At 40.1% G+C, this 26554-nt stretch carries 36 protein-coding genes and 1 rRNA gene (1 of these 37 cut by a window edge); 4 read left to right on the top strand and 33 right to left on the bottom strand.

Translation table 11 applies throughout. From position 1 onward, the window contains the following. Window positions 1-739: ribosomal RNA gene (locus ABOA58_RS00935) — 16S ribosomal RNA — on the bottom strand; it reaches 812 nt to the left of the window's first position. Window positions 740-1016: 277 nt separating this feature from the next. Then, the gene (locus tag ABOA58_RS00930; RefSeq protein WP_350300883.1) at window positions 1017-1253 is read right to left on the bottom strand and encodes a hypothetical protein; all 237 of its coding nucleotides are present in this window, start codon (window positions 1251-1253) and stop codon (window positions 1017-1019) included. 132 nt (window positions 1254-1385) lie between these two features. Between ABOA58_RS00930 and pdaB the strand changes: the two genes are divergently transcribed. Beyond that, window positions 1386-2138 carry a polysaccharide deacetylase family sporulation protein PdaB gene (pdaB, locus tag ABOA58_RS00925; RefSeq protein ID WP_350300882.1) on the top strand — a complete coding sequence of 251 codons (753 nt, stop codon included), beginning with the start codon at window positions 1386-1388 and terminating at the stop codon, window positions 2136-2138. Window positions 2139-2231: 93 nt separating this feature from the next. On the opposite strand, the gene ABOA58_RS00920 is transcribed toward pdaB, so the two are convergent. Continuing rightward, window positions 2232-2912 carry a KinB-signaling pathway activation protein gene (locus tag ABOA58_RS00920; protein ID WP_350300881.1) on the bottom strand — a complete coding sequence of 227 codons (681 nt, stop codon included), beginning with the start codon at window positions 2910-2912 and terminating at the stop codon, window positions 2232-2234. A 137-nt stretch (window positions 2913-3049) separates the two neighbouring features. On the opposite strand from ABOA58_RS00920, the gene gerD reads away from it, so the two are divergent. After that, window positions 3050-3610 carry a spore germination lipoprotein GerD gene (gene gerD / locus ABOA58_RS00915; RefSeq protein ID WP_101225885.1) on the top strand — a complete coding sequence of 187 codons (561 nt, stop codon included), beginning with the start codon at window positions 3050-3052 and terminating at the stop codon, window positions 3608-3610. A gap of 46 nt (window positions 3611-3656) precedes the next feature. Here the strand turns inward: gerD and ABOA58_RS00910 are convergent, their stop codons facing one another. From ABOA58_RS00910 to ABOA58_RS00900, 3 genes are all read right to left on the bottom strand, one after another. Beyond that, a complete protein-coding gene (locus ABOA58_RS00910; protein WP_350300880.1) occupies window positions 3657-4715 on the bottom strand; it encodes an Mrp/NBP35 family ATP-binding protein in 1059 nt (352 codons plus the stop codon). 139 nt (window positions 4716-4854) lie between these two features. Further along, entirely contained in the window at window positions 4855-5571 is a 717-nt protein-coding gene (cwlD, locus tag ABOA58_RS00905) for an N-acetylmuramoyl-L-alanine amidase CwlD (RefSeq protein WP_350300879.1), read from the bottom strand. Between the two features lie 82 nt (window positions 5572-5653). Then, a complete protein-coding gene (locus ABOA58_RS00900) occupies window positions 5654-6079 on the bottom strand; it encodes a DUF2521 family protein (RefSeq protein WP_350300878.1) in 426 nt (141 codons plus the stop codon). Between the two features lie 1291 nt (window positions 6080-7370). Here ABOA58_RS00900 and ABOA58_RS00895 point away from each other — a divergent pair. Further along, entirely contained in the window at window positions 7371-8900 is a 1530-nt protein-coding gene (locus ABOA58_RS00895; RefSeq protein WP_350300877.1) for a glycosyltransferase family 2 protein, read from the top strand. Window positions 8901-9081: 181 nt separating this feature from the next. Here the strand turns inward: ABOA58_RS00895 and ABOA58_RS00890 are convergent, their stop codons facing one another. After that, the gene (locus tag ABOA58_RS00890; protein ID WP_350300876.1) at window positions 9082-9612 is read right to left on the bottom strand and encodes an ECF transporter S component; all 531 of its coding nucleotides are present in this window, start codon (window positions 9610-9612) and stop codon (window positions 9082-9084) included. Between the two features lie 206 nt (window positions 9613-9818). Further along, complete coding sequence (locus tag ABOA58_RS00885; protein WP_350300875.1) at window positions 9819-10367, bottom strand: TetR/AcrR family transcriptional regulator; 549 nt, start codon at window positions 10365-10367, stop codon at window positions 9819-9821. Window positions 10368-10537: 170 nt separating this feature from the next. On the opposite strand from ABOA58_RS00885, the gene ABOA58_RS00880 reads away from it, so the two are divergent. Beyond that, on the top strand, window positions 10538-11986 hold the full coding sequence (locus ABOA58_RS00880) for a DHA2 family efflux MFS transporter permease subunit (protein WP_350300874.1): 1449 nt from the start codon (window positions 10538-10540) through the stop codon (window positions 11984-11986). Between the two features lie 140 nt (window positions 11987-12126). Here the strand turns inward: ABOA58_RS00880 and rpsI are convergent, their stop codons facing one another. The 25 genes from rpsI to rpsQ form a co-directional block, all read right to left on the bottom strand. Next, window positions 12127-12519: a 30S ribosomal protein S9 gene (gene rpsI, locus ABOA58_RS00875; RefSeq protein ID WP_034304957.1), complete on the bottom strand. Its 393-nt coding sequence runs from the start codon at window positions 12517-12519 to the stop codon at window positions 12127-12129. A 20-nt stretch (window positions 12520-12539) separates the two neighbouring features. Continuing rightward, window positions 12540-12977 (bottom strand): 50S ribosomal protein L13, encoded by a 438-nt coding sequence (rplM, locus tag ABOA58_RS00870; RefSeq protein ID WP_034304960.1) that lies wholly within the window; start codon window positions 12975-12977, stop codon window positions 12540-12542. 267 nt (window positions 12978-13244) lie between these two features. Further along, window positions 13245-13985 (bottom strand): tRNA pseudouridine(38-40) synthase TruA, encoded by a 741-nt coding sequence (truA, locus tag ABOA58_RS00865; RefSeq protein WP_350300873.1) that lies wholly within the window; start codon window positions 13983-13985, stop codon window positions 13245-13247. 14 nt (window positions 13986-13999) lie between these two features. Further along, on the bottom strand, window positions 14000-14797 hold the full coding sequence (locus tag ABOA58_RS00860; protein WP_137024085.1) for an energy-coupling factor transporter transmembrane component T family protein: 798 nt from the start codon (window positions 14795-14797) through the stop codon (window positions 14000-14002). Further along, window positions 14797-15663: an energy-coupling factor ABC transporter ATP-binding protein gene (locus ABOA58_RS00855; RefSeq protein WP_053537046.1), complete on the bottom strand. Its 867-nt coding sequence runs from the start codon at window positions 15661-15663 to the stop codon at window positions 14797-14799. The genes ABOA58_RS00860 and ABOA58_RS00855 overlap by 1 nt, the downstream gene beginning before the upstream one ends. Continuing rightward, window positions 15639-16478 carry an energy-coupling factor ABC transporter ATP-binding protein gene (locus ABOA58_RS00850; RefSeq protein WP_101225875.1) on the bottom strand — a complete coding sequence of 280 codons (840 nt, stop codon included), beginning with the start codon at window positions 16476-16478 and terminating at the stop codon, window positions 15639-15641. The genes ABOA58_RS00855 and ABOA58_RS00850 overlap by 25 nt, the downstream gene beginning before the upstream one ends. 366 nt (window positions 16479-16844) lie before the next feature. Beyond that, a complete protein-coding gene (rplQ, locus tag ABOA58_RS00845) occupies window positions 16845-17207 on the bottom strand; it encodes a 50S ribosomal protein L17 (RefSeq protein ID WP_034304973.1) in 363 nt (120 codons plus the stop codon). Between the two features lie 83 nt (window positions 17208-17290). Further along, window positions 17291-18235 (bottom strand): DNA-directed RNA polymerase subunit alpha, encoded by a 945-nt coding sequence (locus ABOA58_RS00840; RefSeq protein ID WP_034304976.1) that lies wholly within the window; start codon window positions 18233-18235, stop codon window positions 17291-17293. A gap of 178 nt (window positions 18236-18413) precedes the next feature. Continuing rightward, window positions 18414-18803, bottom strand: a complete 390-nt coding sequence (rpsK, locus tag ABOA58_RS00835) for a 30S ribosomal protein S11 (RefSeq protein WP_028390438.1) — start codon at window positions 18801-18803, stop codon at window positions 18414-18416. A 22-nt stretch (window positions 18804-18825) separates the two neighbouring features. Further along, the gene (gene rpsM, locus ABOA58_RS00830; protein WP_034304978.1) at window positions 18826-19191 is read right to left on the bottom strand and encodes a 30S ribosomal protein S13; all 366 of its coding nucleotides are present in this window, start codon (window positions 19189-19191) and stop codon (window positions 18826-18828) included. Between the two features lie 22 nt (window positions 19192-19213). Continuing rightward, the gene (gene rpmJ, locus ABOA58_RS00825; protein ID WP_003156543.1) at window positions 19214-19327 is read right to left on the bottom strand and encodes a 50S ribosomal protein L36; all 114 of its coding nucleotides are present in this window, start codon (window positions 19325-19327) and stop codon (window positions 19214-19216) included. Window positions 19328-19367: 40 nt separating this feature from the next. After that, window positions 19368-19586 (bottom strand): translation initiation factor IF-1, encoded by a 219-nt coding sequence (infA, locus tag ABOA58_RS00820; RefSeq protein WP_028390440.1) that lies wholly within the window; start codon window positions 19584-19586, stop codon window positions 19368-19370. 565 nt (window positions 19587-20151) lie between these two features. Continuing rightward, window positions 20152-20805, bottom strand: a complete 654-nt coding sequence (locus ABOA58_RS00810; RefSeq protein ID WP_350300872.1) for an adenylate kinase — start codon at window positions 20803-20805, stop codon at window positions 20152-20154. A gap of 58 nt (window positions 20806-20863) precedes the next feature. Further along, window positions 20864-22159, bottom strand: coding sequence for a preprotein translocase subunit SecY (gene secY / locus ABOA58_RS00805; protein WP_034304981.1), 1296 nt, complete (start codon window positions 22157-22159; stop codon window positions 20864-20866). After that, window positions 22159-22599 carry a 50S ribosomal protein L15 gene (gene rplO / locus ABOA58_RS00800; protein ID WP_034304982.1) on the bottom strand — a complete coding sequence of 147 codons (441 nt, stop codon included), beginning with the start codon at window positions 22597-22599 and terminating at the stop codon, window positions 22159-22161. Before rplO ends, secY begins: the two co-directional genes overlap by 1 nt. A gap of 32 nt (window positions 22600-22631) precedes the next feature. Beyond that, window positions 22632-22814, bottom strand: coding sequence for a 50S ribosomal protein L30 (rpmD, locus tag ABOA58_RS00795; protein ID WP_034304984.1), 183 nt, complete (start codon window positions 22812-22814; stop codon window positions 22632-22634). A 16-nt stretch (window positions 22815-22830) separates the two neighbouring features. Continuing rightward, window positions 22831-23331, bottom strand: coding sequence for a 30S ribosomal protein S5 (rpsE, locus tag ABOA58_RS00790; protein ID WP_034304987.1), 501 nt, complete (start codon window positions 23329-23331; stop codon window positions 22831-22833). 22 nt (window positions 23332-23353) lie between these two features. Further along, the gene (rplR, locus tag ABOA58_RS00785; protein WP_101225873.1) at window positions 23354-23716 is read right to left on the bottom strand and encodes a 50S ribosomal protein L18; all 363 of its coding nucleotides are present in this window, start codon (window positions 23714-23716) and stop codon (window positions 23354-23356) included. Between the two features lie 32 nt (window positions 23717-23748). Next, window positions 23749-24285 (bottom strand): 50S ribosomal protein L6, encoded by a 537-nt coding sequence (rplF, locus tag ABOA58_RS00780; RefSeq protein WP_192207445.1) that lies wholly within the window; start codon window positions 24283-24285, stop codon window positions 23749-23751. Between the two features lie 30 nt (window positions 24286-24315). Continuing rightward, window positions 24316-24714 carry a 30S ribosomal protein S8 gene (gene rpsH / locus ABOA58_RS00775; protein WP_034304995.1) on the bottom strand — a complete coding sequence of 133 codons (399 nt, stop codon included), beginning with the start codon at window positions 24712-24714 and terminating at the stop codon, window positions 24316-24318. Window positions 24715-24744: 30 nt separating this feature from the next. Next, a complete protein-coding gene (locus ABOA58_RS00770; protein ID WP_034304998.1) occupies window positions 24745-24930 on the bottom strand; it encodes a type Z 30S ribosomal protein S14 in 186 nt (61 codons plus the stop codon). A 25-nt stretch (window positions 24931-24955) separates the two neighbouring features. Further along, window positions 24956-25495, bottom strand: a complete 540-nt coding sequence (rplE, locus tag ABOA58_RS00765) for a 50S ribosomal protein L5 (protein ID WP_034305000.1) — start codon at window positions 25493-25495, stop codon at window positions 24956-24958. 29 nt (window positions 25496-25524) lie between these two features. Next, the gene (rplX, locus tag ABOA58_RS00760) at window positions 25525-25836 is read right to left on the bottom strand and encodes a 50S ribosomal protein L24 (protein WP_034305002.1); all 312 of its coding nucleotides are present in this window, start codon (window positions 25834-25836) and stop codon (window positions 25525-25527) included. Between the two features lie 43 nt (window positions 25837-25879). Next, window positions 25880-26248 (bottom strand): 50S ribosomal protein L14, encoded by a 369-nt coding sequence (rplN, locus tag ABOA58_RS00755; RefSeq protein WP_034305005.1) that lies wholly within the window; start codon window positions 26246-26248, stop codon window positions 25880-25882. Window positions 26249-26289: 41 nt separating this feature from the next. Beyond that, on the bottom strand, window positions 26290-26553 hold the full coding sequence (rpsQ, locus tag ABOA58_RS00750) for a 30S ribosomal protein S17 (protein WP_048677887.1): 264 nt from the start codon (window positions 26551-26553) through the stop codon (window positions 26290-26292). Between the last annotated feature and the right edge of the window lies 1 nt (window position 26554).

Below are 26554 nucleotides of genomic sequence, written 5' to 3'. Positions count from 1 at the left end.
CGCCTTCGCCACTGGTGTTCCTCCAAATCTCTACGCATTTCACCGCTACACTTGGAATTCCACTTTCCTCTTCTGCACTCAAGTTCCCCAGTTTCCAATGACCCTCCACGGTTGAGCCGTGGGCTTTCACATCAGACTTAAGGAACCACCTGCGCGCGCTTTACGCCCAATAATTCCGGACAACGCTTGCCACCTACGTATTACCGCGGCTGCTGGCACGTAGTTAGCCGTGGCTTTCTGGTTAGGTACCGTCAAGGTACCAGCAGTTACTCTGGTACTTGTTCTTCCCTAACAACAGAACTTTACGACCCGAAGGCCTTCTTCGTTCACGCGGCGTTGCTCCGTCAGACTTTCGTCCATTGCGGAAGATTCCCTACTGCTGCCTCCCGTAGGAGTCTGGGCCGTGTCTCAGTCCCAGTGTGGCCGATCACCCTCTCAGGTCGGCTACGCATCGTCGCCTTGGTGAGCCATTACCTCACCAACTAGCTAATGCGCCGCGGGCCCATCTATAAGTGACAGCGTAAACCGTCTTTCCATCTTCTCTCATGCGAGAAAAGAACGTATCCGGTATTAGCTCCGGTTTCCCGAAGTTATCCCAGTCTTATAGGCAGGTTGCCCACGTGTTACTCACCCGTCCGCCGCTAATCTCAGGGAGCAAGCTCCCGTCGATTCGCTCGACTTGCATGTATTAGGCACGCCGCCAGCGTTCGTCCTGAGCCAGGATCAAACTCTCCGAAGAAATGTTTGACTTGCTCATTTGCTTTTTTAATAGTGTGTGCTCACTTAAAATTTAACGTTGGCGCTTTGTTTTGTTCAGTTTTCAAAGAGCAATTTTTTTGCCGCATCTCTTAGCGACTTTAATATCTTAACACCTTATTACTACTTCGTCAATAACTTTTTTCAAAAAAGTTTTTTCATTCTTTTTCAAAAGCTTTTACGTTGCAGCAACTTTTATAATATACCAGCGTATAAATCAATAGTCAATAGATTTTTTTAATATAATTCACTTTTGAATCTCATGACTGATTCCACTTGGTCAAATTCTTTTTTCCCCTCATATACATTAGGCATTCCTCCTCGGTGCTCACCCTTTTAAACAGTCTGAAAAGGATGTTATATTTCTCATTTATTGCCCTTTTGACTAAGTGATCGATTCTGTCATCCTGCAGATCGAATAGTATTTCATCCATCTCTCTTTTTAAAAGGTACTCCAATTCCATCTTTTCCTTGTCATTAATCAATAAACCGAGCATGGTTCACACCTCCACCAGACAGCATTCCCCATCGCAAGCATTTTTATGAATTTTAAACTGATTTTTTTGCATAACAAAAATCCTTGCGCATAAATTTGAAGACAAGAGTACTTTGGACAAGGGGATGGATTAATGAAATTTTTCATGGTGCTTCAAGCCAAGAAGATCAAATATTATTCGTTAATATTACTTACGGCACTTTTTACCGCTTGGTTCCTTTTTGTACAAAACATTCTTCATGCCCCCGTTTTTTCTACAGAAAATGGGCCGAAAGCGGTTTATAAAGGGGAAAAGAATGTTGCGATCACGTTCAATATCGGCTGGGGTGATGAGAAAGCCGCTCCGATAATAGAGACATTAAAAAGGGAAAAGATTAAATCCGCCACATTTTTCCTCTCGGGATCCTGGGCTGAACGTCATCCGGACATAGTAGCGGAAATAGTGAAAGAAGGATATGAAATCGGCATCCTTGGTTACGATTATAAGGATTATTCCGAAATGGAAGATCAGGAAATCATCCGGGATATTTCTAAAGCCCAGGAAGCATTTAAAAAACTTAATATAAAGAATATAGAACTTTTACGCGCTCCCACCGGTCACTTTGATAAACGCCTCTTAAAGATCAGCGAGAAATTCGGATATACCGTTGTCCATTGGAGCATCGATTCAAAGGATTGGACCAATCCGGGTGTGGATCGGATTGTACAGAACATCACCAAGGCTCAAAAGGGTGATATCATCTTATTACATGCTTCAGACTCAGCAAAACAAACCAATAAGGCTTTACCGGAGTTAATAAGTGAACTTCGATCAAAAAATTTAAACTTCGTTAACGTTTCAGAGATGATTTCCAATTCCTCGGCAAGCAGTGAGGAAGTCCGCTGACAGAAAAAACTGCGTACTAATGGTCTCATTGAACCTTTAGTACGCAGTTTTTTTGTTTTGACATCATTATGTATGGCCCGGCTGACCTACAGGTTAGCTGCCTTTACCTAATTGACCGGCTTTCATCTTTCCCTTTGCAGGAGGTTGCTTCATCCCTCTTTTACTGGCCAATTCCTTTTGTGAAATTTCAATCAATTTACTAAGGACCAATAGTTGATAAGCATTGCAGACTAGCAACGGAAACAGCATGAAGTAAAGCCAGCTTTCATCATTGGCACTCAGGACAGGTATCCACTCCAAAACCGTGAATACGACCATGAAAAACAAGGCCGGTATGAACGACTGTTTATTCGTTTGTTTCATTTTGAAATAAGCTGTAACAAGCCCTGAGGCCAATACAACCAATGCTAACACGATGTAGGAGCTGATTCCCTCGCCTGAACCAAAGCTAAGATATCGCAGGTAAACAAGATCGAAAACAACAAAAAGAATGAGTACAAGTTGAACGGCATTCCATAAGGAAGCGCTTTTAAATATTCCCAGACCAAAACGATGTATCGTTAAATAGGCAAAAAAGCCGGCTTGGCTTATGACACTGAAAATTAATCCAACACCGAATAACCAAATAAAAGTTGATAGGATGGCACTGACATCAAAAGAAGAGAAATACGGCTTAAATTCACTCCACCGGGCCAAGAAACCTACCACTCCGCCCGTTACACCACCTATAAGCAATGTTGTTAAAAACAATTTAACTAAGTTACGGCTGTTCATTGTTTTCCTCCATACATTTCTATTTCATTTCCTTAATTGTACCAACCAAATTTGGAAAAATCCACTTATTCCACCAAGGAATAATATCGCCGATTGGAACCATATTAACAGTAAGAAGGATGAAAGGGGCCCTGCGTATGAGAGTGGGAGTTGCTTTGCTTTTCACGTCATTCTTACTCGTTTGTTCCGGTTGTGCTCAAAATGGAGCAGGCGCAGAAAAAATGGAATATGAAGAGACAAAGAAAATGGTCGTCGATATCTTGAAGACAGATGATGGAAAAAAAGCCATCCAGGATATCATTACTGATGATAAAACGAAAGCTGAACTTATTATGGATTCGGATGACATTAAGAAATCCATTGAAGATATGGTCACTTCAGATAAAGGGAAGGAATTTTGGAAAAAGACATTCAATGATCCCGAATTCGCTTCCGCATATGCTAAAGCCTTAGAAGACGAACATAAAAAGGTATTGAAGGACTTAACTGCTGATCCTCAGTATCGTGGAATGCTCATGGAAATAATGAAAGAACCGGATATGGAAAAAGAAATGAATAAGTTATTAAAAACCAAGGAGATGCGGTCGGTCTATAAAGAGCTGATCATCGAAACCATGGAGAGTCCTCTCGTCCAAGCTAAAATGCAAGAGAAATTGGATAAAGCAGCCACTAAAGCGGCCGAGAAGGAGAAAAAGTAAAAAGAATGAAAGAAGGCTGATTCCCAATCGGAATCAGCCTTCTTTATTATTGTAGTTTTTCAATGACCTTTTTAGCAATATCTTCGTAAATCCTGCCGAGCCTATGGTCCGCGGCGTAAATGGATGGAGCAAAGTCCTCTTCATTCCAATCCGGCTGTTGCAGGGGAAGTTGACCTAAAACTTCTGTACGAAGCTCTTCTGCAAGCTTCCCTCCGCCGCCTTTTCCGAAGACATATTCTTTTTCACCCGTCGTTTTACTTTCGAAGAATGACATGTTCTCTATGACACCAATCACTTCGTGTTCTGTCTTGATGGCCATGGCACCAGCTCTTGCAGCAACGAAGGCTGCAGTCGGATGCGGTGTCGTAACGATGATTTCTTTACATGATGGGAGCATCGTATGAACGTCCAAAGCAACATCGCCTGTACCCGGCGGTAAGTCAAGGACCAAATAGTCCAAATCTCCCCATTCCACTTCATTAAAGAAACTATTGAGCATTTTCCCCAGCATCGGCCCTCTCCATATGATCGGCGCGTTATCCTCTACAAAAAAGCCCATTGAGATAACTTGAACGCCAAACCGTTCTACAGGAATGATTTTCTCCCCGCGAACAACCGGTCTTTTTGTTATCCCCATCATATCAGGTACGCTGAATCCATAAATATCGGCATCAACCAGTCCGACCTTTTTACCTAAACGAGCAAGTGAAGTGGCAAAATTCACTGAAATCGTAGATTTTCCCACTCCGCCTTTACCGCTGGCGATCGCGATGAATTGTGTCTTGCTGTTAGGTCCAAGCAAGCCTTGGTCCGCTTCACCCTGAGGAATGCTTTCACGATGCTTGGCTAATTCCTCTTCTGAAAGCTCCGTGAAACGGATGCCTACCGATTCCGCTCCGTTCGTTTTCAGCAAGTCCACAACTTCCGATTGCATTTGCATTTGTTCGGCAGTCCCCGTTTTCGCAATCGCAAGTTTAACGCTTACATGATTCTTTTCAGGTTTTATTTTGATTTCTATAATTCCATTTGTCTCTTCAAGGTTTTTATGTAGAAAAGGGTCTTTAAGATCCTTTAATAAATTCAGTACTTTCTCTTCTGTTAACAAGCCGAGCACCCCTTTGAATTTTATTTTCCCATTTTTCAGTATAACATATTACGGAAAGAAAACTTATTATCTACCTTGCATGCGAATCCAGATTATTTTCCCATAATAAAAAGGCCTTGTACCTTACAAGACCCAGACATCACTCTTCATCCGATAGCTTTTCCTCTGTAAAGTACCGTAAAATCCCCATATAAATCGAACTGGCAACCTTTTCTTGATACTTATCACTGATAAGGCGTTCCCTTTCCTCAGAATTGGAAAGAAAGCCAATTTCCACAAGCGCTCCTGGCTTCTTAGCATAATTCATCAAATACACATTATTAATCGTTTTTGCATCACGCTTTGTATTTTCAAGGTTTCTAATGATTTCAGTCTGAATGAATTTTGCCACCTGTTCATTTTCCTCAAATCTGCTTGTATAAAAGGTCTGGGCACCTTTCGATGACGCTGATGGAAAAGAGTTCAAATGAATGCTTAAGAATAAGTCCGCTTCCGAATCATTGATCATTTTAACCCGATTCCGTAAGTCCTCCTGTTTTCGCTGGCGAATCCCCTTTGTATTTCCCTGTGCCAAATCCTCATCCTTCTCACGGGTCATGATGACAAGGGCACCTTGTTCCTGTAAATAGTCCCTGACCTTTAATGAAACGGAAAGGGCAATTTCCTTTTCCATAATCTCTTGTACATTTGCCCCGCCGTCCATTCCTCCGTGACCTGCATCCAGAATGATGACCTTACCTGCCAACGGAAGGTTCCAGGAGTCCCAAGAATCATCTTCAACAAATTTAAAAGTCACAATTAAAAAAAGGACAAACAATCCCATTGCGATTCCTGTATATTTTAGCTTTCTGCGCATGACCGTTCCCCTTCCATGATCTCTCTACTAAAAAGTATGGGACAAACCATGGAATTAGAACAAGGAATGGGAATTTACCTTCCTAATGCAGTTTCATTTTATATCGTTTTTCACCAGTCTTAAAGCCGTCCAGCCACCAATCCCCCACAAATCCTTCACAGCAATAAAACAAACCTTCATCGAAAGCGTTATTCGCTGTAACTTCCCGCCAATACAAAATGAAGTTAAAAAGAGTATCGACCAAAAACTTCTCTTCCTTCCAGCACCTGGACCTTACATCTTCTTCCGACTCACCATAATAGCCAAACTTACTATAGTTCGCTCCTAATAAATAAGCCTCGATGGCAACATCGAAATAGCCTTCCTCCAAAACATCCATCAAATCCTGTCCGAAGTAACGCTGAATCCTTCCCTTCATATCCTCAATGGAAAGTTCCCTGAGCAGCCTGCGTTCGAACTTCAATTGCCTTTCCCTTTGCAGCTCCTGTAAACCTAATATCACAGCCATAATTCACCTCCGGGGCAATTCCCCATTTCCCAAAATTATTTCCCAAGACATAATTTAGTTTTAGCGTTCTATTTTGAACCATTCATTTATTCCATTGGCAAAAAATAATGAGGATAGGTTCGGCAGGGAAGGATGATGATTTGGTTTATGGGTGAACGGAGTTAATTGAAAAAGGCATATCGAAATACGATATGGTATCTTCTATAAGAAACCTGCTAAAATGCATCCTGCCCATCTCGGATGATAATGAGTTAATGGTCTGGGAAAATTGGAATTATCCCCCGTAACTTGCCACTCAGGCCGCTACCCGAGACTGATCTTTCCGACTCGGGTAGCGGCCTGCACATGTCTCTTTTGGCCTTTAATCTTACACTGATTATCCATGTCGTGTTTTTCGACCTGTTGAACCTGAATTTTAAGCCAAGCTGTATTACTCTTTCTAGACTTACTTTTCCGTTTGGCGCGTTTACACAGTGGATGCTAATCGTGTAAGGAATTTATCAATTGACTGTAGGAATTATCATTCTTAATAAAGAACATCGTTATGTATTTCCTTATTTCTTACACAATTCATCCCACCAAGCTTGCTAAAGCTGATGCTATTTAAGTTCATTAATTAAGTTAATAAAACTATGCTCATTAAATCCTTGAAAATGATGGTTATGTTTCAATTATTTATTCTGGAAGAGTATTAGAAATAAGGAGTCGCCCACGAAAGTGTGTTATGCTAGTGTATCCACTGATTTTCAGAATTCAGGCTTGTAAATAGACGTATTAAAAGCTTAAGGTTCTGAATAAGGACTAACTGAAAATATGTGTAGCAATAGAAAAAAGAAAAGGATTAGAGGAAGCTCTAAGATTTGTTCGTCCAGGTGACACGAAGGGGTAGAGCAGATTAGAAGGGCAGATAGAAACAAGCCGAATACTGATAAGTAGTGGTATCACAAACGGGAGTACATCCTTTTTTATTTTTTTTAGGATTCATTTCCATATGTGTTTTCGTTAATCAGGAAGTAAAATTCTTTCATTATGCGAATTAAAATTTGTTATAATTCCGGAAGAGTTAGGTAAACAAGAAACTCCACTACTAACAGGAGCAGATTGAATCTAGATGTTATTAATTATAAGGTTCTAAAAAATCGACAGCAAATGACTAACTAATAAATTTATTTTTGAAAATATTGTAAATCAATATCGAATTAGTAGTACAATTATTATAGCACCTTGATTCATCATTTCAATCTGTCATTTTCCCTATCTTTTAACTTATAAAATAAATGGAGTGAACTACATGTCTGATCAATTGGATAAGAGAATATCCTTTGAAATTGAAAATAATATTACTTATAACGAAGAAGGATATTATATAAAAAATAAAAGCTCTATCTTTAAAAAAAGTAAAGTAACAGTTGTTTCTCCCGTATATAATGCAGAAAAGTTTTTAAGAAAAACCATAGATTCAGTCATTAATCAAACTATTGGTTTTAAAAATATCGAATATATACTCGTCGACGACGGATCTACTGATTCTTCCCGTGAAATTTTGCTGGAATACGCCGAAGCATATAAAAATATCATTGTTGTTTTTTTAAAAAATAATACGGGGACACCAGCCCAGCCTCGCAACCTTGGGATAAAGTTGGCAAAATCCGATTATATAACTTTTTTGGATGCCGATGATTGGTTGGATAAGGAAGGTTTGAAATCGTTATATTCCATAATAAAGCGCAGCAATGATGATTATATAGTCGGAAAAACAATAGAAGTGGGATCAAAGGGCAAGAAAATAGTCGGCGAATATGAATCATGCTTAGAAAGGAGAAATGTATCTCCTTTCTCCATTCCACATATTTTTCACCACTTGGGTCCAAGGGCAAGGATGATGAAGCTCAAATTGCTTAAAGAATATAATATTGAGTACCCTGAGATGAAATTTGCAGAGGACAAGCAGTTCTTTATTGACGTACTTATACATTGTAAGTCGATTTCTACAACAACCCAAGTCATCTATTATTTAAACCGATTGGATGACAATGACGCTTCTTTAACAAAACAGACTGATGTCATGGAAAAAATGGATACTAATATTAAAGTGATCAAATATGTAAAGAGTAAAAAGCTGGATACAGAGAAGGAAAAAATGATCTTAAACAGGCTTTATGAATTTGATTCAATTACAAGGTTATTCAATCGATATCATTTCTTAAAAAGCGAAAATAATGAAGAATACTTTAATAAATTCCAGGAGGTCATCGATACAACCAAAGATTTGAACTATGATATATCAGAATCCTTTTTCCATCCGATCAATAAGGTTGCCTATGATCTTTTCCTTAAGGGCCATTATGATGATATAAAGAAATTATATAAATGGGACAAAAAAGAAAAGATAAAAAATTATGTGATTCTCAATAATTTACCATATATGAGTGGCCCACTTTCAAGTGAGAAAAACAAACATATCCGTGTACCAATGCTGGCGATCTTCCATAGCGGATCTTTCATTCAAGATAGTTATACATTAACACTCGATATATATGGTGATTATGTACATGAGGTACAACATATCGTCCTTAGAGACCGTAAAAATATAACGCAGGAGTATATTTTCCCCTTGGAGGTCAATGAAAGCGGACGGGCGACAGCTAAATTTGATTTAGAGTCACTCAATCAGCTGAACTCATCAAGCTATGAAGTATTCGTACGGTATAATGATTATCAAAAACTGTACATTTCCAAAAAGGAACAAGTCGTTTTTAACAAAAGGACATTTAACTTTTACTCAACGATTAACTCTAATCTTGGCTTTAAGATCAATTAAGATAAAAAGGACATCCATTTACATGGATGTCCTTTTCTCACATTATATATGATTTTATAATATAGTCATTTAATTACCCGCTTACTTGGCAACATTTCTTTTAACTGTTCGAAATTAAGAGCGCAGTTCAATTTTCCATGCCCAACGCAATGTTTGAAATGGTTTCCTGAATTTGTTCCCTTTATACCTGTCCAGCTCTCTTCTTTAATCGGCCAGCAAGCGGCACTACAATTATACCGGCTATTACGACCTGCATTACGTTTCCGGGGATGGAGCCAAATGGCTGTATCCAGTTACCATAAAGAATAACTTCGACAAAATAGTAGCCGACGATTTTAATAATCAAAGCAACGGCAACGGCCATAGTGTAAACAAGTTCCCTTTTACCCGGTACCTTTTCGGATATAAGGCCGGCTAGAAAGCCCATTGCTCCTACGATGATGAATGTAAACGGTGCCCATGCTGCCCAACCGGAAAAAAGATCGAAGAAGGCCATTCCGAAGGCGCCTGCTATCGCCCCTGTTTTTTTGCCATAAACCAAAGCTGCTATAAAAAGCGGAACGTTACCCAGATGGATCAGGCCGCCGTTACCCATTATTGGGAGCTTGATGTTGATGAACATTGTCGCTACAAGGGTTAATGCAATGAATAGCGCATTGATGACCAAGGCTTTTGTTTTAGTTGTTTCAATCGGTGAGTATGTTGAATTCATATGAAGTCCTCTTTCTTTTTTAAGTATTATCATACTCCTAAACAGGAACTTAATAAATATGGATTTTACAAAAAATTCTGTATTACATAAGTAAACTCATGTGTAAACAAATGGAACACACCTGTCACCAACGTCACCGCGGCGTTTCACTTGGATCTGATGCTGAAAATGGGACAAATCTTTTTCCTAAAAAAACAACCCCAACATCATTGCACCCTGTACATTAAATAAATTTGATTGGCAATATAATCTGAACTAAAATGAAGCCCCTTTCTTATCCACCATATTATAATGCCTACCAATGAGGCTGTTTTAATGTCAATGTCAACATAATCAGCAGGTAAATTCTCCTTGGTATTCTTCCTTCTTATTTCTACTAATTGCTTTAATAATGAAAACAACTGGTCCTCAAACTGATTCGTTTTAAATAAAATAAGTAAATAGTTCCGATGGATATATAAATAATCAAGTAATTGTGTTAGCTGTTGTTTTTCTGATAAATCTTTTGCATGTATTAAGGCAAAAATTTTATTGGAAAGCTCATTTAAAATCTCATCGGTGATTTGCGTTAGTAAATCTTGAATATCCTGATAATGTAAGTAAAATGTTGTCCGATTCAACCCTGCTTTGGCTGCAATTTTCTGAACTGTTAAATTTGATATTATGGGGTCCTCGCATAAGAGAGCAATGACAGCGTTTTCAAACATTTCCCTTGACCGAATTGTACGAGGATCTTCTTTTTTAGGTATAGACATTTTAATCTCCTTTATAGATTTTCTTTAACTTTCTCAACAGCATATATTTCTATGTCGATTAGTGAACATTTTCAAGAAAACTGTTCATGGTAAGTAACATATATTTTTGTTACTATCGATTTTATCGACACGGTGTTGATAAAGCAAGTCAAAAATGAAGGGGTTTACGAATGGACATAACTGAAAGAAATAAAAAAGTTTTATTAATTGTACTGATTGCCGGGTGTTTTTTATCAACATTAAATCAAACTTTATTAAATGTTGCATTGAGTGGTTTAATGGACGTATTTCATGTAACGGCTGCAACTGTACAATGGTTATCAACAGGTTTTATGCTAGTGAACGGTGTTTTAGTGCCCATCACTGCCTTTTTAATGAAACGGTTTACAACAAGGCAGCTTTTTATTAGCTCGATGTTCTTTTTGTTAATCGGATCTGTACTTTGTGCATGGGCGGGGAATTTTGGCGTGCTGTTAACGGGCAGAATGATACAAGCAATTGGTGCCGGGATTATTATACCTCTAATGATGACGGTTATTTTATATTTATATCCTAGCGAAAAGCGTGGAAGCATTATGGGGACAATCGGCTTTGCGATAATTTTTGCTCCGGCCATAGCCCCTACATTATCTGGTTTTATCATTGAATATGTTTCATGGAGATGGCTATTCATTGGGTTAATCCCATTCTTAATAATCGTCATCGTTCTAGCGTTCAAATATTTAATGAATGTTGCAGAGACAACAAAAGCAAAATTAGATATCACAAGTGTCATTTTATCGACGATTGGTTTTGGCTGTATATTATTTGGATTTAGTAGCGCAGGAAGCAAGGGATGGAATGATCCCGTTGTCATCACTGCAATACTCGTCGGAATGATCGTGTCGACTCTATTCTGTATACGACAAATGAAATCCAGCGATCCACTATTAAATTTATCTGTATTCAAGTATAAAGTTTTCACGCTTACATCCTTCATCAATGTACTAATTACGATGATCATGTATGCGGATTTAATTCTTTTACCAATCTACTTGCAGAATGGACGAGGTTTTACAGCATTTGAAGCAGGTTTACTGCTATTACCCGGAGCTGTGATTAATGCCTTCTTATCCCCTGTCACAGGTAAAATGTTTGATAAATATGGTGCTAAACCACTCTTTATTACAGGTTTGGTATTTATCATTGTGTCGATGTGGGGAGTCATAGATATAAGCGAATCCACAACCTATAGCTATATAATGGTTCGTACCATAATATTACGAATTGGCTTGAGCTTCATTACCATGCCATTAAATACAGCAGGGTTGAATGCTTTACCAAGAGAATTGGGTTCCCATGGTTCAGCTGTAAATAATACCATTCGCCAATTGTCAGGTGCCATCGGAACAGCAGTTGTCATCACAGTATATACAATGCAGGCAACTTCACATGCTTCTGAGCTATCAATGCAAAATGAAAACATTACAGCTATACAACTAGAGGCATTAGCCTCCATTTTTGGCTCAAGTGATGCCTATGTTTTCATGTTAGTCTTATCTTTTGTGGCGTTAATTTTTGCATGCTTCATGCCGGGAAAAGCCGCAATCAAAAAAAGCCAAGGTGAATCTCATAACTAAAATTATTAAATGAGTATTTAAAATAAAGCATATCCGGGAGATCCCGGATATGCTTTTTAATATTTCAGTTACACACATTTTCCGGGCATAAAAAAGACTCCCAACCAAAATGGTTGAGAGTCTTTGAAACGGTAATGGAATTAACGTTTTGAGAACTGAGGTGCACGACGTGCGCCTTTAAGACCGTATTTTTTACGCTCTTTCATACGTGGGTCACGAGTTAGTAAACCAGCAGTTTTAAGAGATGGACGGTATTCTGGATCAACTTGAAGCAATGCACGAGCGATACCGTGACGGATTGCTCCAGCTTGACCAGTGTATCCACCACCGCTAACGTTTACTAGAACGTCGTAATTTCCAGTAGTTTCTGTTGCAACTAGTGGTTGGTTTACAACTTCACGTAATGCTGCGAAAGGAATATATTCATTGATGTCACGACCGTTAATAACGATGCGACCTTCGCCTGGTACTAAACGTACACGAGCTACTGAGCTCTTACGGCGACCAGTACCATAATATTGAACTTGTGCCAAGATAGTAACCTCCTTAGTAATTATCCGCGTAATTCGTATACTTCTGGTTGTTGAGCAGCGTGTGGGTGCTCAGCTCCAGCGTATACGTGTAATTTTTTGTAGATTTGACGACCAAGAGAATTCTTTGGAAGCATACCTTTGATAGCAAGTTCAAGCATTCTCTCAGGGTAGTTTGTACGCATTTCAAGAGCAGTTCTAGTTTTAAGACCGCCTGGATGCATAGTGTGACGGTAATAAATTTTGTCAGTCAATTTTTTACCAGTCAAGTGGATTTTTTCAACATTGATTAGAATTACATGATCACCAGTGTCAATGTTCGGTGTAAAAGTTGGTTTATGTTTACCACGTAAGATGGATGCTACTTCAGTAGAAAGGCGACCCAAAGTTTTGCCTTCAGCGTCAATCACATACCATTTACGTTCTACTTCATTAGCTTTCGCCATAAATGTCGTACGCATGGTTAACCTCCTAAAAAACTTTTTAATTTTTTATATTTATTTTCAATCACAATAAACTTCCGGGGCTTATCGTGGGATTAAAATACATACCATATTATATTAACTTCTCCCAGATTCATTGTCAAGGGAATGTTACACTAGGATAAGTTGTCTATAAAACACTCTCTGCAACTCCATGAAAAGTTCAGTGTAGCGTCAAACCGCTCCATTACTGAGTTCATCTCGTTTCCCAGTTGTAAAAAAACTGGTATCACTTCGAAAATAATTTTATTTGTAAAAAACTTTCCATAAATATAAGCCTTGGGCTGGTGCTGTTTTCCCTGCAAAACTGCGGTCCTTTTTGGTCAAAATCCCGCTCATATCATGGGGTGACATCTTGCCGCTGCCGACATCCAGGAGCGTCCCAACCAAGATACGCACCATGTTATACAAAAAACCTTCGCCAACGAAGCGGAAAATCATGAAACCATCGCTCTCTTCAAAATCCATCACTTGTATCGTTCGAACTTTATCGACCACTTCCGTTTTAGCCGAACAAAAACTTGTAAAGTCATGTGTCCCGATCAAGTAGGAGATTGCTTCCTTCATCGCCTCCCCATCTAATGGGTAGGGATAATGATAAGAGTAATTTCGCTGGAACGGATCCCGCAGTTTCGAGCGGGCTATGATATACCGGTACTCTTTCCCAGTCGTATGGAACCTTGCATGAAAATCGTCAGGCACGATGTCGACTTCCAGAACGATGATATCGGTCGGAAGGAGGGCGCTGAACGCCTTTACCCAATTTTCCGTAGGGAATGTAAGGGGCGATTCAAAGTGAAGCACCTGCCCCTTTGCATGGACCCCTGAATCTGTCCTGCCTGAAGCAGTCACTTTTATAATTGTGCCTTTATGCATTTGGGCCAAGACTGCCTCGAATTCACTTTGTATGGTGCGCTTCTCAGGCTGCACCTGATAACCAGCAAAATCCGTGCCGTCATAAGCAATCACACATTTATATTTTGGCATAGTTCTCTTCCTTATTATGAACGTAATAAAAATAACATGACCGTTAGAACACCGATTGAGACCATCAAAAGACTATCACTCATCTTCCAGTTCAATTGGCGATATTTCGTGCGGCCTTCCCCGCCACGGTATCCTCTTGATTCCATGGCAGTTGCCAATTCCTCAGCCCGTTTGAACGAACTAACAAATAAAGGAACAAGCAGCGGTACAATCGATTTAACCCTGTCCTTTATCGGGCCAGATGAAAAGTCAACGCCCCTTGCAGTTTGAGCCTTCATGATTTTTTCCGTTTCCTCCATTAGCGTTGGAATGAAACGAAGGGCAATGGACATCATCAATGCCAGTTCATGTACAGGCATCTTCCACTTTTTCAAGGGCCCCAACAGCTCTTCCATCCCATCTGTAATGGATATCGGGGATGTCGTCAAAGTTAAAAGTGACGTAACAAGGATTAATAAAGTAAATCTTACTGATATGAAAAAACCTTGAATCAGACCGCCTTCATAGATTTCAAACCAACCGTATTCAAAAAGCAAATCCCCTTCTTTCGTAAAAAATATATGGAGAAGGAATGTAAATACAATCAAGAAAAAGATCGGTTTTAACCCATTATAAAGATAACGAAGCGGTATTTTGGAAAGAATGATCAAAAGGATGGTGAATACAGCAAGCAAACCGTAAGAAACGACATTATTCGCCAAAAAGACGACACAAACAAACAGGAACACGAGGAGCAATTTAGCCCTTGGATCCATCTTGTGCATCAGTGAATTTGCAGGGACATAACGCCCGATAATCATTTTATCCAGCATCAGCGGTTCCCCCGTTTCATGGCTTTATCTATTTCTATCGCTAAATCACCGATATTAAGACATGGATGATCAAATCGAACACCAAGTTCCTTCTGGAGCTTTAGCTGAAAGCGGACCGTATCAGGAACATCCAGGCCAAGCTCCATTAATTGTTCCGGCTCCGAGAAAATTTCCTGCGGGGTTCCTTTTTTGAACACCGTACCCTTATGCATGATAATGATGTCATCCGCGTACTTGGCTGCATCCTCCATGCTATGAGTCACCAGAATCGTTGAAATGCCTCTTGCTTTATGCAGATCATAAAACATATCCATGATTTCTTTGCGTCCTCGCGGATCCAGACCCGCTGTAGGCTCATCAAGCACCAATACTTCCGGCTCCATGGCAAGTACCCCAGCGATGGCCACCCGTCGCATTTGTCCGCCGGATAAGTCGAATGGAGATTTTTCTAGAACTTCCTCATTCAGTCCGACTTGCGCTATGGCTTTCCTGGCCAGTTTCTTAGCATCGATTTCAGAAACGCCAAAGTTCATCGGACCGAAACATATATCCTTTTCAACCGTTTCATCAAATAACTGATGTTCCGGAAACTGAAAAACAATTCCGACCTTTTGTCTTATTGGCCGCAAAGCCTTTTCTTTTCTTCCGGCTTCAATCGTCCGATCCCCAATGAAAACCCGACCCTTCGTCGGTTTTAAAAGAGCATTCAAATGCTGCAGTAGCGTGGATTTCCCGGACCCTGTATGCCCGATGATTGCGGTATAGGTTCCCGGCTCCATTGAAATATTGACATCATGAAGGGCTAGATGTTCAAAAGGAGTATTCACCTGATAGCGGTATTCTACATCATCGAGTGTAATTCGCATAAATCCTTCACCAACTCTTCCTCTGTCAAATGCCCATCAACTACACGAACACCATTTTTTTGTAACTCCTTGGTTAGTTTCACTGAAAAGGGAATATCCAGACCAAGAGCAATCAATTCTTCCTCTAACTCAAAAATATCCTGAGGCGATCCTTCACGATATAGCCGACCTTGGTTCATGACTATCATTCGATCAGCTTTCGCAGCTTCCTCAAGATCATGGGTGATTGATATGACAGTAATATCGTTTTCCTGCTTTAATTCCCTAACTGTTTCAAGCACTTCTTCACGGCCTCTTGGGTCAAGCATGGAGGTTGCTTCATCTAAGATGATTATGTCTGGCTGCAGGGCTATTACACCTGCTATGGCCACTCTTTGCTTTTGACCGCCGGATAGATGGTGCGGCTCTTGATTAAGAAAGGCATTCATTTTAACCTTATTTAACGCACCATGAACACGCTCCACCATAACCTGCTGAGAAACACCGGCGTTTTCTAAACCAAAAGCCACATCATCCTGAACTGTAGTGCCTACAAATTGATTATCTGGGTTTTGAAAAACCATGCCAATTTTCTGGCGTACATCCCAAACGGATTCTTCTGTCAAAAGTTGATCATTAATCGTAATGGTACCTGAGTTAGCGAACTGAAGACCATTCAGTAACTTCGCTAATGTCGACTTGCCAGAGCCATTATGTCCGACAATCGCAAGCCACTCCCCCTGATGAATATCAAAAGAAACATCATCCAAGGCGTTTCGAGACTGACCCTCATATTTAAAAACAATATTATTTAAAGAAACCAGCTTCTTCACCATGTGGCCCTCCTCATTCTCGACTGCACTCGTCTAAACTAACTCTGCTCACTCAATATAAATATAGTAGTTTTTCCTTCTGAAAATATAAAAAAACGCTGCACCCCTTCCACCGAAAGAATTTTCGGTAAATTAAGAGCAGCTAACAGCGGGCCTGTTACGAAAAACAGGTTATCTTATAATCGCTTATCAAAAGCGGGAAGGGATGCTTGAGCTAGACGTGAAGGCTCCCTGCATGATACAGGTTCCGCCAGCCATCGTAACACTCAATGCGAATTTCTAAAGTACAGAATTTCTATTTTAAAAAAAGAAAAAGGGCATAGAACAAGTGAGTATATTCATTTGTCCCGCCCTTTTTCATCGTTGTTATTAAACTAATTCAATAACCACGACTGGTGCACCGTCACCGCGGCGTGGACCAACTTTCATGATACGAGTGTATCCACCTTGACGTTCTTCATAACGTGGAGCCACGTCACTGAATAGTTTTTGAAGGGCATCTGTGCCATTCTCAGCGTCAGCGATTTCGTTACGGATGAAAGATGCAGCTTGACGGCGTGCATGCAAGTCACCACGTTTACCAAGAGTGATCATTTTATCTACTACAGAACGTAATTCCTTTGCACGTGCTTCAGTAGTTTCAATGCGCTCATGGATAATAAGATCCGTAGCTAAATCACGAAGTAATGCTTTACGTTGTGCGCTAGTGCGTCCTAACTTTCTGTAACCCATTAGAGATTCCCTCCTTTGTTGAAGTTCTATATTGTGTGTCTATAACAAGGCTCACAACATAATGGATTGATTCCGCCATGTTATCAGTCGTCTTTACGAAGACCTAAGCCTAATTCTTCTAGTTTCGCTTTCACTTCTTCAAGTGATTTACGTCCTAGATTACGTACTTTCATCATATCTTCTTCCGTTTTATGAGCTAGCTCTTGAACGGTATTGATTCCAGCACGTTTCAAGCAGTTGTAAGAACGAACAGAAAGGTCTAATTCTTCGATCGTCATCTCAAGAACTTTTTCTTTTTGATCTTCTTCTTTTTCAACCATGATTTCAGCATTTTGAGCTTCATCGGTTAAACCAACAAAGATATTTAAATGCTCTGTTAAAATCTTAGCTCCAAGTGCTACCGCTTCTTGCGGACCAGTACTGCCATCAGTCCAAACATCGAACGTTAACTTGTCAAAGTTAGACAACTGTCCAACACGTGTATTTTCAACTTGGAAAGATACGCGTGAAACTGGAGTGTAAAGAGCATCGATTGGAATTACACCAATTGGCTGGTCTTCTCTCTTGTTTTGAACAGCAGGAGTGTAGCCGCGGCCGCGACGTGCAGATAAACGCATACGCATATGACCGTTTTTACCAATTGTAGCAATATATAAATCCGGATTAAGAATTTCTACATCACTATCATGAGTGATATCAGCAGCCGTGATGACTCCGTCACCTTGAACGTCAATTTCCAGCGTCTTCTCTTCATCAGAGTAAATCTTAAGAGCTAGTTTTTTCACATTAAGAATGATAGATGTTACATCTTCCACGACGCCTTCAATTGTTGAGAACTCATGTAGCACTCCATCAATTTGTATAGCTGTGACAGCAGCACCTGGGAGTGAGGATAAAAGGATACGACGTAAGGAGTTACCCAATGTAGTACCATACCCACGCTCTAGTGGCTCTACGACGAATTTACCGTATTTGGTATCGTCGTTGATTTCAACCGTTTCGATTTTTGGTTTTTCTATTTCGATCATCAATAAACCCTCCTTCAAAACGTCAAAACCCCGGCAAGTAAAACGAATTCACTTAAACCGAAATTCCCCATGTATACGTTCCCGCTGTGCGCAACAACTGAAAATTAATCCTCTGTAAGAACGCAAACTCAGTATTATATCCCATTATTGACAGGAATACAAAATCTATACAGAAAAATTAAACACGGCGACGTTTTGGTGGACGGCATCCGTTATGTGGAACTGGAGTTACATCTTTAATTGCAGTTACTTCTAGGCCAGCAGCTTGAAGTGCACGAATAGCAGCCTCACGTCCAGCACCAGGTCCTTTAACTGTAACTTCAAGAGTTTTCATACCATGTTCAATTGATGTTTTAGCAGCTGTTTCAGCAGCCATTTGTGCAGCGAACGGAGTGGATTTACGAGATCCACGGAATCCTAGAGCTCCAGCACTTGACCAAGAAATAGCATTACCATGAGAGTCAGTGATCGTAACGATAGTGTTATTGAATGTTGAACGAATATGTGCAATACCAGTTTCTATATTCTTTTTCACACGACGTTTACGTGTATTAGTTTTACGTGCCATGAAAAGTAACCTCCTTTACTAATTATTTTTTCTTGTTAGCTACAGTACGACGAGGTCCTTTACGCGTACGAGCATTGTTTTTTGTATTTTGACCGCGAACAGGAAGACCACGACGGTGACGTAAACCACGGTATGAACCGATTTCCATTAAACGTTTGATGTTTAGGGAGATTTCACGACGAAGGTCGCCTTCTACTTTAAGCTTGTCAATGATATCACGAATTTTGTTCAATTCGTCTTCCGTTAAGTCACGAACGCGAGTTTCTTCAGAAACGCCTGCTTCTGCAAGAATCTTGATCGCTGTTTGTTTTCCAATACCATATATATATGTTAATGAGATAACAATACGTTTGTCACGGGGAATATCTACTCCAGCAATACGTGCCATGCTTGAGTGCACCTCCTTCTATTTAGCCTTGTTTTTGTTTATGTTTAGGGTTTTCGCAAATAACCATAACTTTACCTTTTCTGCGGATAACTTTACACTTTTCGCAGATTGGTTTGACTGATGGTCTGACTTTCATTGCTATCTAACCTCCTTATACAGATCGGAGCGAAACCGGATTATTTGAACCGGTATGTGATTCTGCCGCGAGTTAGATCATACGGGGAAAGCTCAACCGTAACTTTATCTCCAGGCAAAATGCGAATAAAGTGCATACGAATTTTACCGGATACATGAGCTAAAACAGTATGACCATTTTCTAATTCTACCTTAAACATTGCATTTGGCAAAGTCTCTTGTACTGTGCCTTCTACTTCAATTACATCATCTTTCGCCATTAAAGTGATTCTCCCTTCTCTATGCGTGAACCTATTAAAGGTACACATCTTTCCGTCAACATTACTACAGTCCAATCATCCTCATAAGTCTTACAATTCTGCATCAAGTATTCACCATTTTGTAGAACCAGGCTTTAACTGAGGACCTTTATCAGTTGGACCGAAATGAGGATTTTATGGGCCCTCATGTAAGTCTTGACCGATTCCGTGACCGACATACTCTCGAAATAGAGAAGCAATTAGTCTCGACATAGGTTTGAATAGCATGGGAGATGTTTGAAAGGCGCACGCCTGACATAGCTTCTTTCAACCCTCTATATCACGACTCTTTAGGAATCCCAATAGAGTCACTGCATTTCTTCATCAATTTTGCCGACCGGATATGTCCATGAAGATCACTTAAAAAGTAATCGCCCAATTCAGGGAATACCAAGTACAAGAACCTGATTAATAAATGTGCGAATGCTCTCGCGAAATCCATTATACCCTTTGTAATATAGGAATGCACCAAGTTTAACTAGTAAGTTATAAAAATGGTATGAATTTCATAAATCAATACGAATGATTAATTTTGTAAAGCACCAAGCAACACATCGATATTTTCAAATACCTTATTAATATCTTGCTGTCCGTTAATGTTGACCAAGTATCCTTTATCTCCGTAGAAATCAAGAAGTGGCTTGGTTTGTTTCAAATTCACATCTAAGCGATTTTGAACCGTTTCTGCATTATCGTCGGCACGTTGATATAATTCTCCGCCGCAGCGGTCGCATACATCATCTTTAGCAGGAGGATTGAAAACAAGATGGTATGTCGCACCACATGATTTGCAAATACGACGTCCTGTCAATCTTTCCATTAAGATGCTTTTATCAACATCGATATTAATGACAAAATTCATTTTGCGATCTAAATCAGCAAGAATGCCCTCAAGTGCTTCCGCCTGTGCCACAGTACGTGGAAATCCATCAAGCAAAAATCCTTTGAGGCAGTCTTCCTTGCTTAACCGTTCACGTACGATGCCAATGGTAACTTCATCAGGTACCAACTCGCCTTTGTCCATGAATGATTTCGCCTTTAGACCTAATTCTGTTCCATCTTTGATAGCTGTTCGGAACATATCTCCAGTAGAGATATGAGGGATATTATATTTTTCTACGATTTGTTCAGCTTGAGTGCCCTTACCAGCACCAGGCAGACCCATTAACACTAGATTCAATTTTCTTCCCCCTCAAACTCTATAATGGGTAAAGGGAACAAGCCGTTCCCAAAACTCATTACTTTATAAAGCCTTTATAGTGTCTCTTCACAAGTTGTGATTCCAGCTGCTTCATCGTATCAAGGGCAACCCCCACTACGATCAGCAAACTGGTTCCACCAATCTGTGCAGATTGAGGCAGATCAGCAAGCTTAATGAAAAATACCGGTAAAACGGCAATGATGGCTAAAAATATAGAGCCTACAAACGTCAGACGGTATAAAACACGTGTTAAATATTCTTGTGTACTCTTACCTGGACGGATCCCAGGCACATAGCCACCTTGCTTTTTCAAATTCTCAGCCATTTGTTCAGGGTTAACCTGAATGAATGCATAAAAATACGCAAAAGCAATGATAAGAGCAACATATATGATCATACCAATTGGCTTGGTATAATCAAGATTTGTTGATATCCAACTAGTCACGCTGTTCTTTCCAAAGAAAGAAGCGATTGTAGTGGGAGTAATGATAAATGCCATTGCAAAGATTACCGGAATAACCCCCGCAGCATTTACTTTCAATGGTAAATGAGTAGACTGGCCACCCATTTGTGTACGACCTACCGCAGCACGTTTCGCATACTGAATAGGAATTTTACGTAATGCCTGCTGAATGAAGATAACAGCAACCACGATTGCTAATACTGCTAAAACAATGAGGATAATCGTTATGATTCGTAAGAATAATTGATCACCGGCATTTTCAAATTGTTGGGCGTAAATCTGATTTGCCGTAGTTGGCAAACTAGCTACGATACCAGCAAAGATGATGATGGAGATCCCATTACCCACACCCTTAGCAGTGATCAGCTCCCCTAACCACAAAAGAAAAGCTGTTCCTGCCGTTAAGACAGTCGCAATAAGCAAGTATGTTGCAATTCCAGGATTTTCAATCAACTGTCCACCTGACATATTATTGAACCCATAAGACATACCAACAGCTTGGATAAATCCTAGGATAATAGTGAAGTAACGAGTGAATTGAGCTAATTTACGGCGCCCTGCTTCCCCTTGTTTAGACCATTCAGTGAACTTAGGAACAACATCCATCTGTAACAGCTGAACGATGATGGATGCCGTGATGTAAGGCATGATACCCATCGCTAATATCGAAAAGTTTTGCAGTGCTCCGCCGCCAAAGGTATTTAAAAGACCGATGACGCTCAGCTGGTCCTGTTCAGCGAGAAAATCGGCATTCACATGCGGTACAGGTATAAATGTACCGATGCGATAGACGATTAACATTAGTAGGGTAAAAATAATCTTATTCCTTATTTCACCCACGCGCATAAAATTGGAGATCGTGCGAAACATTAGATCACCTCTGTATTACCGCCAGCAGCTTCGATAGCTTCTTTAGCAGTAGACGAGAATTTGTGAGCTTTAACAGTAAGCTTTTTCTCAATGCTTCCTTTGGCAAGAATTTTGATTCCTGCTTTTTCTTTACTTACAACCCCAGTCTCAAGTAAAAGAGCTGGTGTTACTTCAGTACCGTCTTCGAAAAGATTTAACGTATCAAGATTCACGATAGCATAGTCTTTACGGTTGATGTTGGTAAATCCACGTTTAGGTAAACGTCTGAATAGAGGAGTTTGACCCCCTTCAAATCCAAGACGCACACCGCCGCCGGAGCGAGCGTTTTGTCCTTTGTGTCCTTTACCTGCTGTTTTACCGTTACCAGATCCAATACCGCGACCTTTACGTTTACGTTCTTTACGAGAACCTTCTGCAGCTTTTAACTCATGAAGTTTCATGTTGGCACCTCCTTGTTAAGTTAAAAATTATTTTATTGTTCTTTTACAGTAACAAGATGAGCAACTTTGGTAATCATACCGCGAATCGCAGGGTTATCTTCTTGAACAACCGTTTGATGCATTTTGCGTAAACCCAAAGTGTTAACTGTAACACGTTGATCTTCAGGACGACCAATCAAGCTGCGAGTGAGGGTGATTTCTAATTTATTAGCCATAATTCGATTTCCCTCCTTATCCTAACAGTTCTTGTACTGATTTTCCACGTAACTTAGCTACGTCTTCAGCACGTTTCAATTGCTTCAATCCTTCAATTGTTGCGCGAACCATATTAATAGGTGTATTAGTACCTAGTGATTTAGACAAGATATCGCTAACTCCGCCTAATTCAAGTACCGCACGAACAGGACCACCAGCAATTACTCCTGTACCTTCAGAAGCTGGTTTCAATAGAATGTGACCTGCGCCATAGCGACCGTTCACAAGATGAGGAATAGTAGTACCAACCATCGGTACAGTAATTAGATTTTTCTTAGCATCCTCAATAGCTTTACGGATAGCATCCGGAACTTCTTGAGCTTTACCAGTACCAAATCCAACATGACCATTTTTATCACCAACAACAACTAGTGCAGTGAAACGGAAACGACGTCCGCCTTTAACAACTTTAGCTACACGATTAACTGTAACTACGCGTTCTTCAAGTTCTAATTTATTAGGATCAATGCTACGCATCTGTTATGTCCCTCCTTATCCATTAAAATTCTAAGCCGTTTTCACGAGCAGCGTCAGCCAATGCTTTTACACGACCATGGAAGAGGTAACCACCGCGGTCAAACACCACAGCTTTGAAACCTTTTTCAACAGCACGTTTCGCAATAAGTTCGCCAACTTTTTGAGCTGCTTCAGCATTGCTACCTGCTTCGATATTGATCTCTTTATCAAGAGTTGAAGCACTTGCCAATGTTACGCCTTTTGCATCGTCAATTAATTGTGCGTAAATGTGTTTGTTTGAACGAAACACATTTAAACGAGGACGAGCTTCTGTTCCAGAAAGCTTAGCACGTACACGCGCATGTCTTTTCTGACGAGTAGCATTTTTATCAAGCTTCGTAATCATTTACGTCACTCCTTTCGTTTACTTATGCGGCATTACTTACCAGTTTTACCTTCTTTACGACGAACGAATTCGCCTTCGTAACGGATACCTTTACCTTTATACGGCTCAGGCGGGCGAACATCACGGATATTAGCTGCTAGAGCTCCTACACGTTCTTTGCTTGCACCTTTGATGATTACTTTTGTATTAGAAGGAACTTCGACTTCAACGCCAGCTTCTGGCTCTATTTCTACAGGGTGGGAATATCCTACGTTAAGGACAAGCTTGTTACCTTGCTTTTGTGCACGGTACCCAACCCCAATAAGTTCAAGTGATTTTACGAAACCTGTTGATACACCTTCAACCATGTTAGAGATAAGTGCGCGAGTAGTACCGTGTAAAGAACGGTGAGCCTTCTCGTCAGACGGACGTGTAACAGTTAACACGTTCTCTTCAACAACGATTGAAAGGTCAGGATTGAATGATCTAGTTAATTCACCTTTAGGTCCTTTAACAGTTACTTCACTTCCAGTAATAGTAACTGTCACGCCTGCAGGGATTTCAATAGGTTTTTTACCTATACGAGACATAATGTGCACCTCCATTCTTGTGAAAATGTATTACCAAACGTATGCTAAAACTTCTCCGCCAACTTGTTTAGAGCGAGCTTCCTTGTCTGTTAAAACTCCGTGAGAAGTAGAAACAATTGCGATACCTAAACCGTTAAGAACGCGTGGTACCTCTCCAGTTTTTGCATATACACGCAAACCAGGTTTGCTGATACGTTTTAGACCAGTGATAACACGTTCGTTGTTTGCACCGTATTTTAAGAAGATACGGATGATACCTTGTTTGTTGTCTTCGATTAATTCAAAGTCACGTACGAAGCCTTCACTTTTTAAGATCTCAGCAATTTCCTTTTTGATCTTTGAAGCAGGAACTTCCAGTTTTTCGTGACGAACCATATTCGCATTACGGATGCGAGTAAGCATATCTGCAATAGGATCTGTCATGACCATTATATTTTACCTCCTTCCCAAACTCGGGTTTTACCAGCTAGCTTTTTTAACGCCAGGAATTTGTCCTTTATATGCAAGTTCGCGGAAACAAATACGACAAAGTTTAAATTTACGTAGTACTGAATGTGGACGTCCGCAACGTTCGCAACGTGTATATTCTTGTACTTTAAACTTCTGTTCGCGTTTTTGCTTTACGATCATAGACTTTTTAGCCACGATTTCGCCTCCCTTTATTTAGAGATTACTTTTGGAACGGCATTCCAACTTGAGTAAGTAGTTCACGAGCTTCTTCGTCAGTGTTGGCAGTCGTTACGATAACGATGTCCATACCACGAACTTTGCTCACTTTATCGTAATCAATCTCAGGGAAGATAAGTTGTTCTTTAACGCCTAATGTATAGTTCCCACGTCCGTCAAAGGATTTCTTTGAAACGCCGCGGAAATCACGTACACGCGGTAAAGATACAGATACTAGCTTATCAAGGAATTGATACATACGCTCTCCACGTAATGTAACTTTCGCTCCGATAGGCATACCTTCACGCAAACGGAAACCTGCGATTGATTTTTTTGCTTTTGTTATAACTGGTTTTTGACCAGTGATCAATGTAAGTTCTTCAACAGCTGTATCTAAAGCTTTCGAGTTAGAAACTGCGTCACCCACACCCATGTTAATAACGATTTTCTCAATGTTTGGTACTTGCATTACTGATTGATAGTTGAATTTACCCATCAATGACGGTGTAATTTCACTTCTGAATTTTTCTTTAAGGCGGCTCATTGCTTAGTGTACCTCCCTTCATTTATGACTTATTTATCTAAAGATTCACCTGATATTTTAGCTACGCGTACTTTTTTACCATTTTCGATCTTATATCCAACACGAGTCGGTTTACCTGATTTAGGATCAAGTGGCATTACATTGGATACGTGAATAGCAGCTTCTTTGCTTATAATTCCACCTTGTGGATTAAGTTGAGATGGCTTGGAATGCTTTTTCACGATGTTAATTCCTTCAACAAGCACACGATTTTGTTTCGGATATGCAGAAAGAATTGTTCCTTGTTTGCCTTTGTCCTTACCAGAGATGACTACGACTTTGTCACCTTTTTTAACATGCATTAGCTTGGCACCTCCTTGAAAGGCTTTATACAAATTTTACATATTATAGAACTTCTGGAGCAAGAGAAACGATTTTCATGAAACTATTGTCACGTAATTCACGAGCAACAGGTCCAAAAATACGCGTTCCACGTGGGCTCTTATCGTCACGGATAATTACACATGCGTTTTCATCGAAACGAATGTAAGAACCGTCAGGACGACGCATACCACGTTTTGTACGGACAACAACAGCCTTAACGACTTCACCTTTTTTAACAACGCCTCCTGGTGTTGCCTGTTTGACTGTACAAACGATGATATCACCGATGTTTGCAGTTTTACGGCCAGAACCACCTAGGACTTTAATTGTTAGCACTTCACGAGCACCAGAATTGTCAGCGACTTTTAAACGAGATTCTTGTTGAATCATGTACGGTACCTCCCTTCGGAATTAGCTTAATCCGAACTATATTAAATGATTACTGCTTTTTCTACTACTTCTACAAGACGGAAGCGTTTTGTAGCTGAAAGTGGACGAGTTTCCATGATACGTACTACGTCGCCTGCTTTAGCTTCGTTTAGCTCGTCATGAGCTTTAAACTTTTTAGAGTATTTCACGCGTTTACCGTATAAAGAATGCTTTTTATAGGTTTCTACAACAACTGTAACTGTTTTATCCATTTTGTCGGATACTACGCGTCCAGTGTAGATTTTGCGTTGGTTGCGTTCGCTCATT

Source organism: Peribacillus frigoritolerans, from assembly GCF_040250305.1.
In the GTDB taxonomy this organism is placed as follows: domain Bacteria; phylum Bacillota; class Bacilli; order Bacillales; family DSM-1321; genus Peribacillus.
Note: the sequence above shows the minus strand (reverse complement) of the source record. Positions and strands in the feature narration are given on the sequence as shown.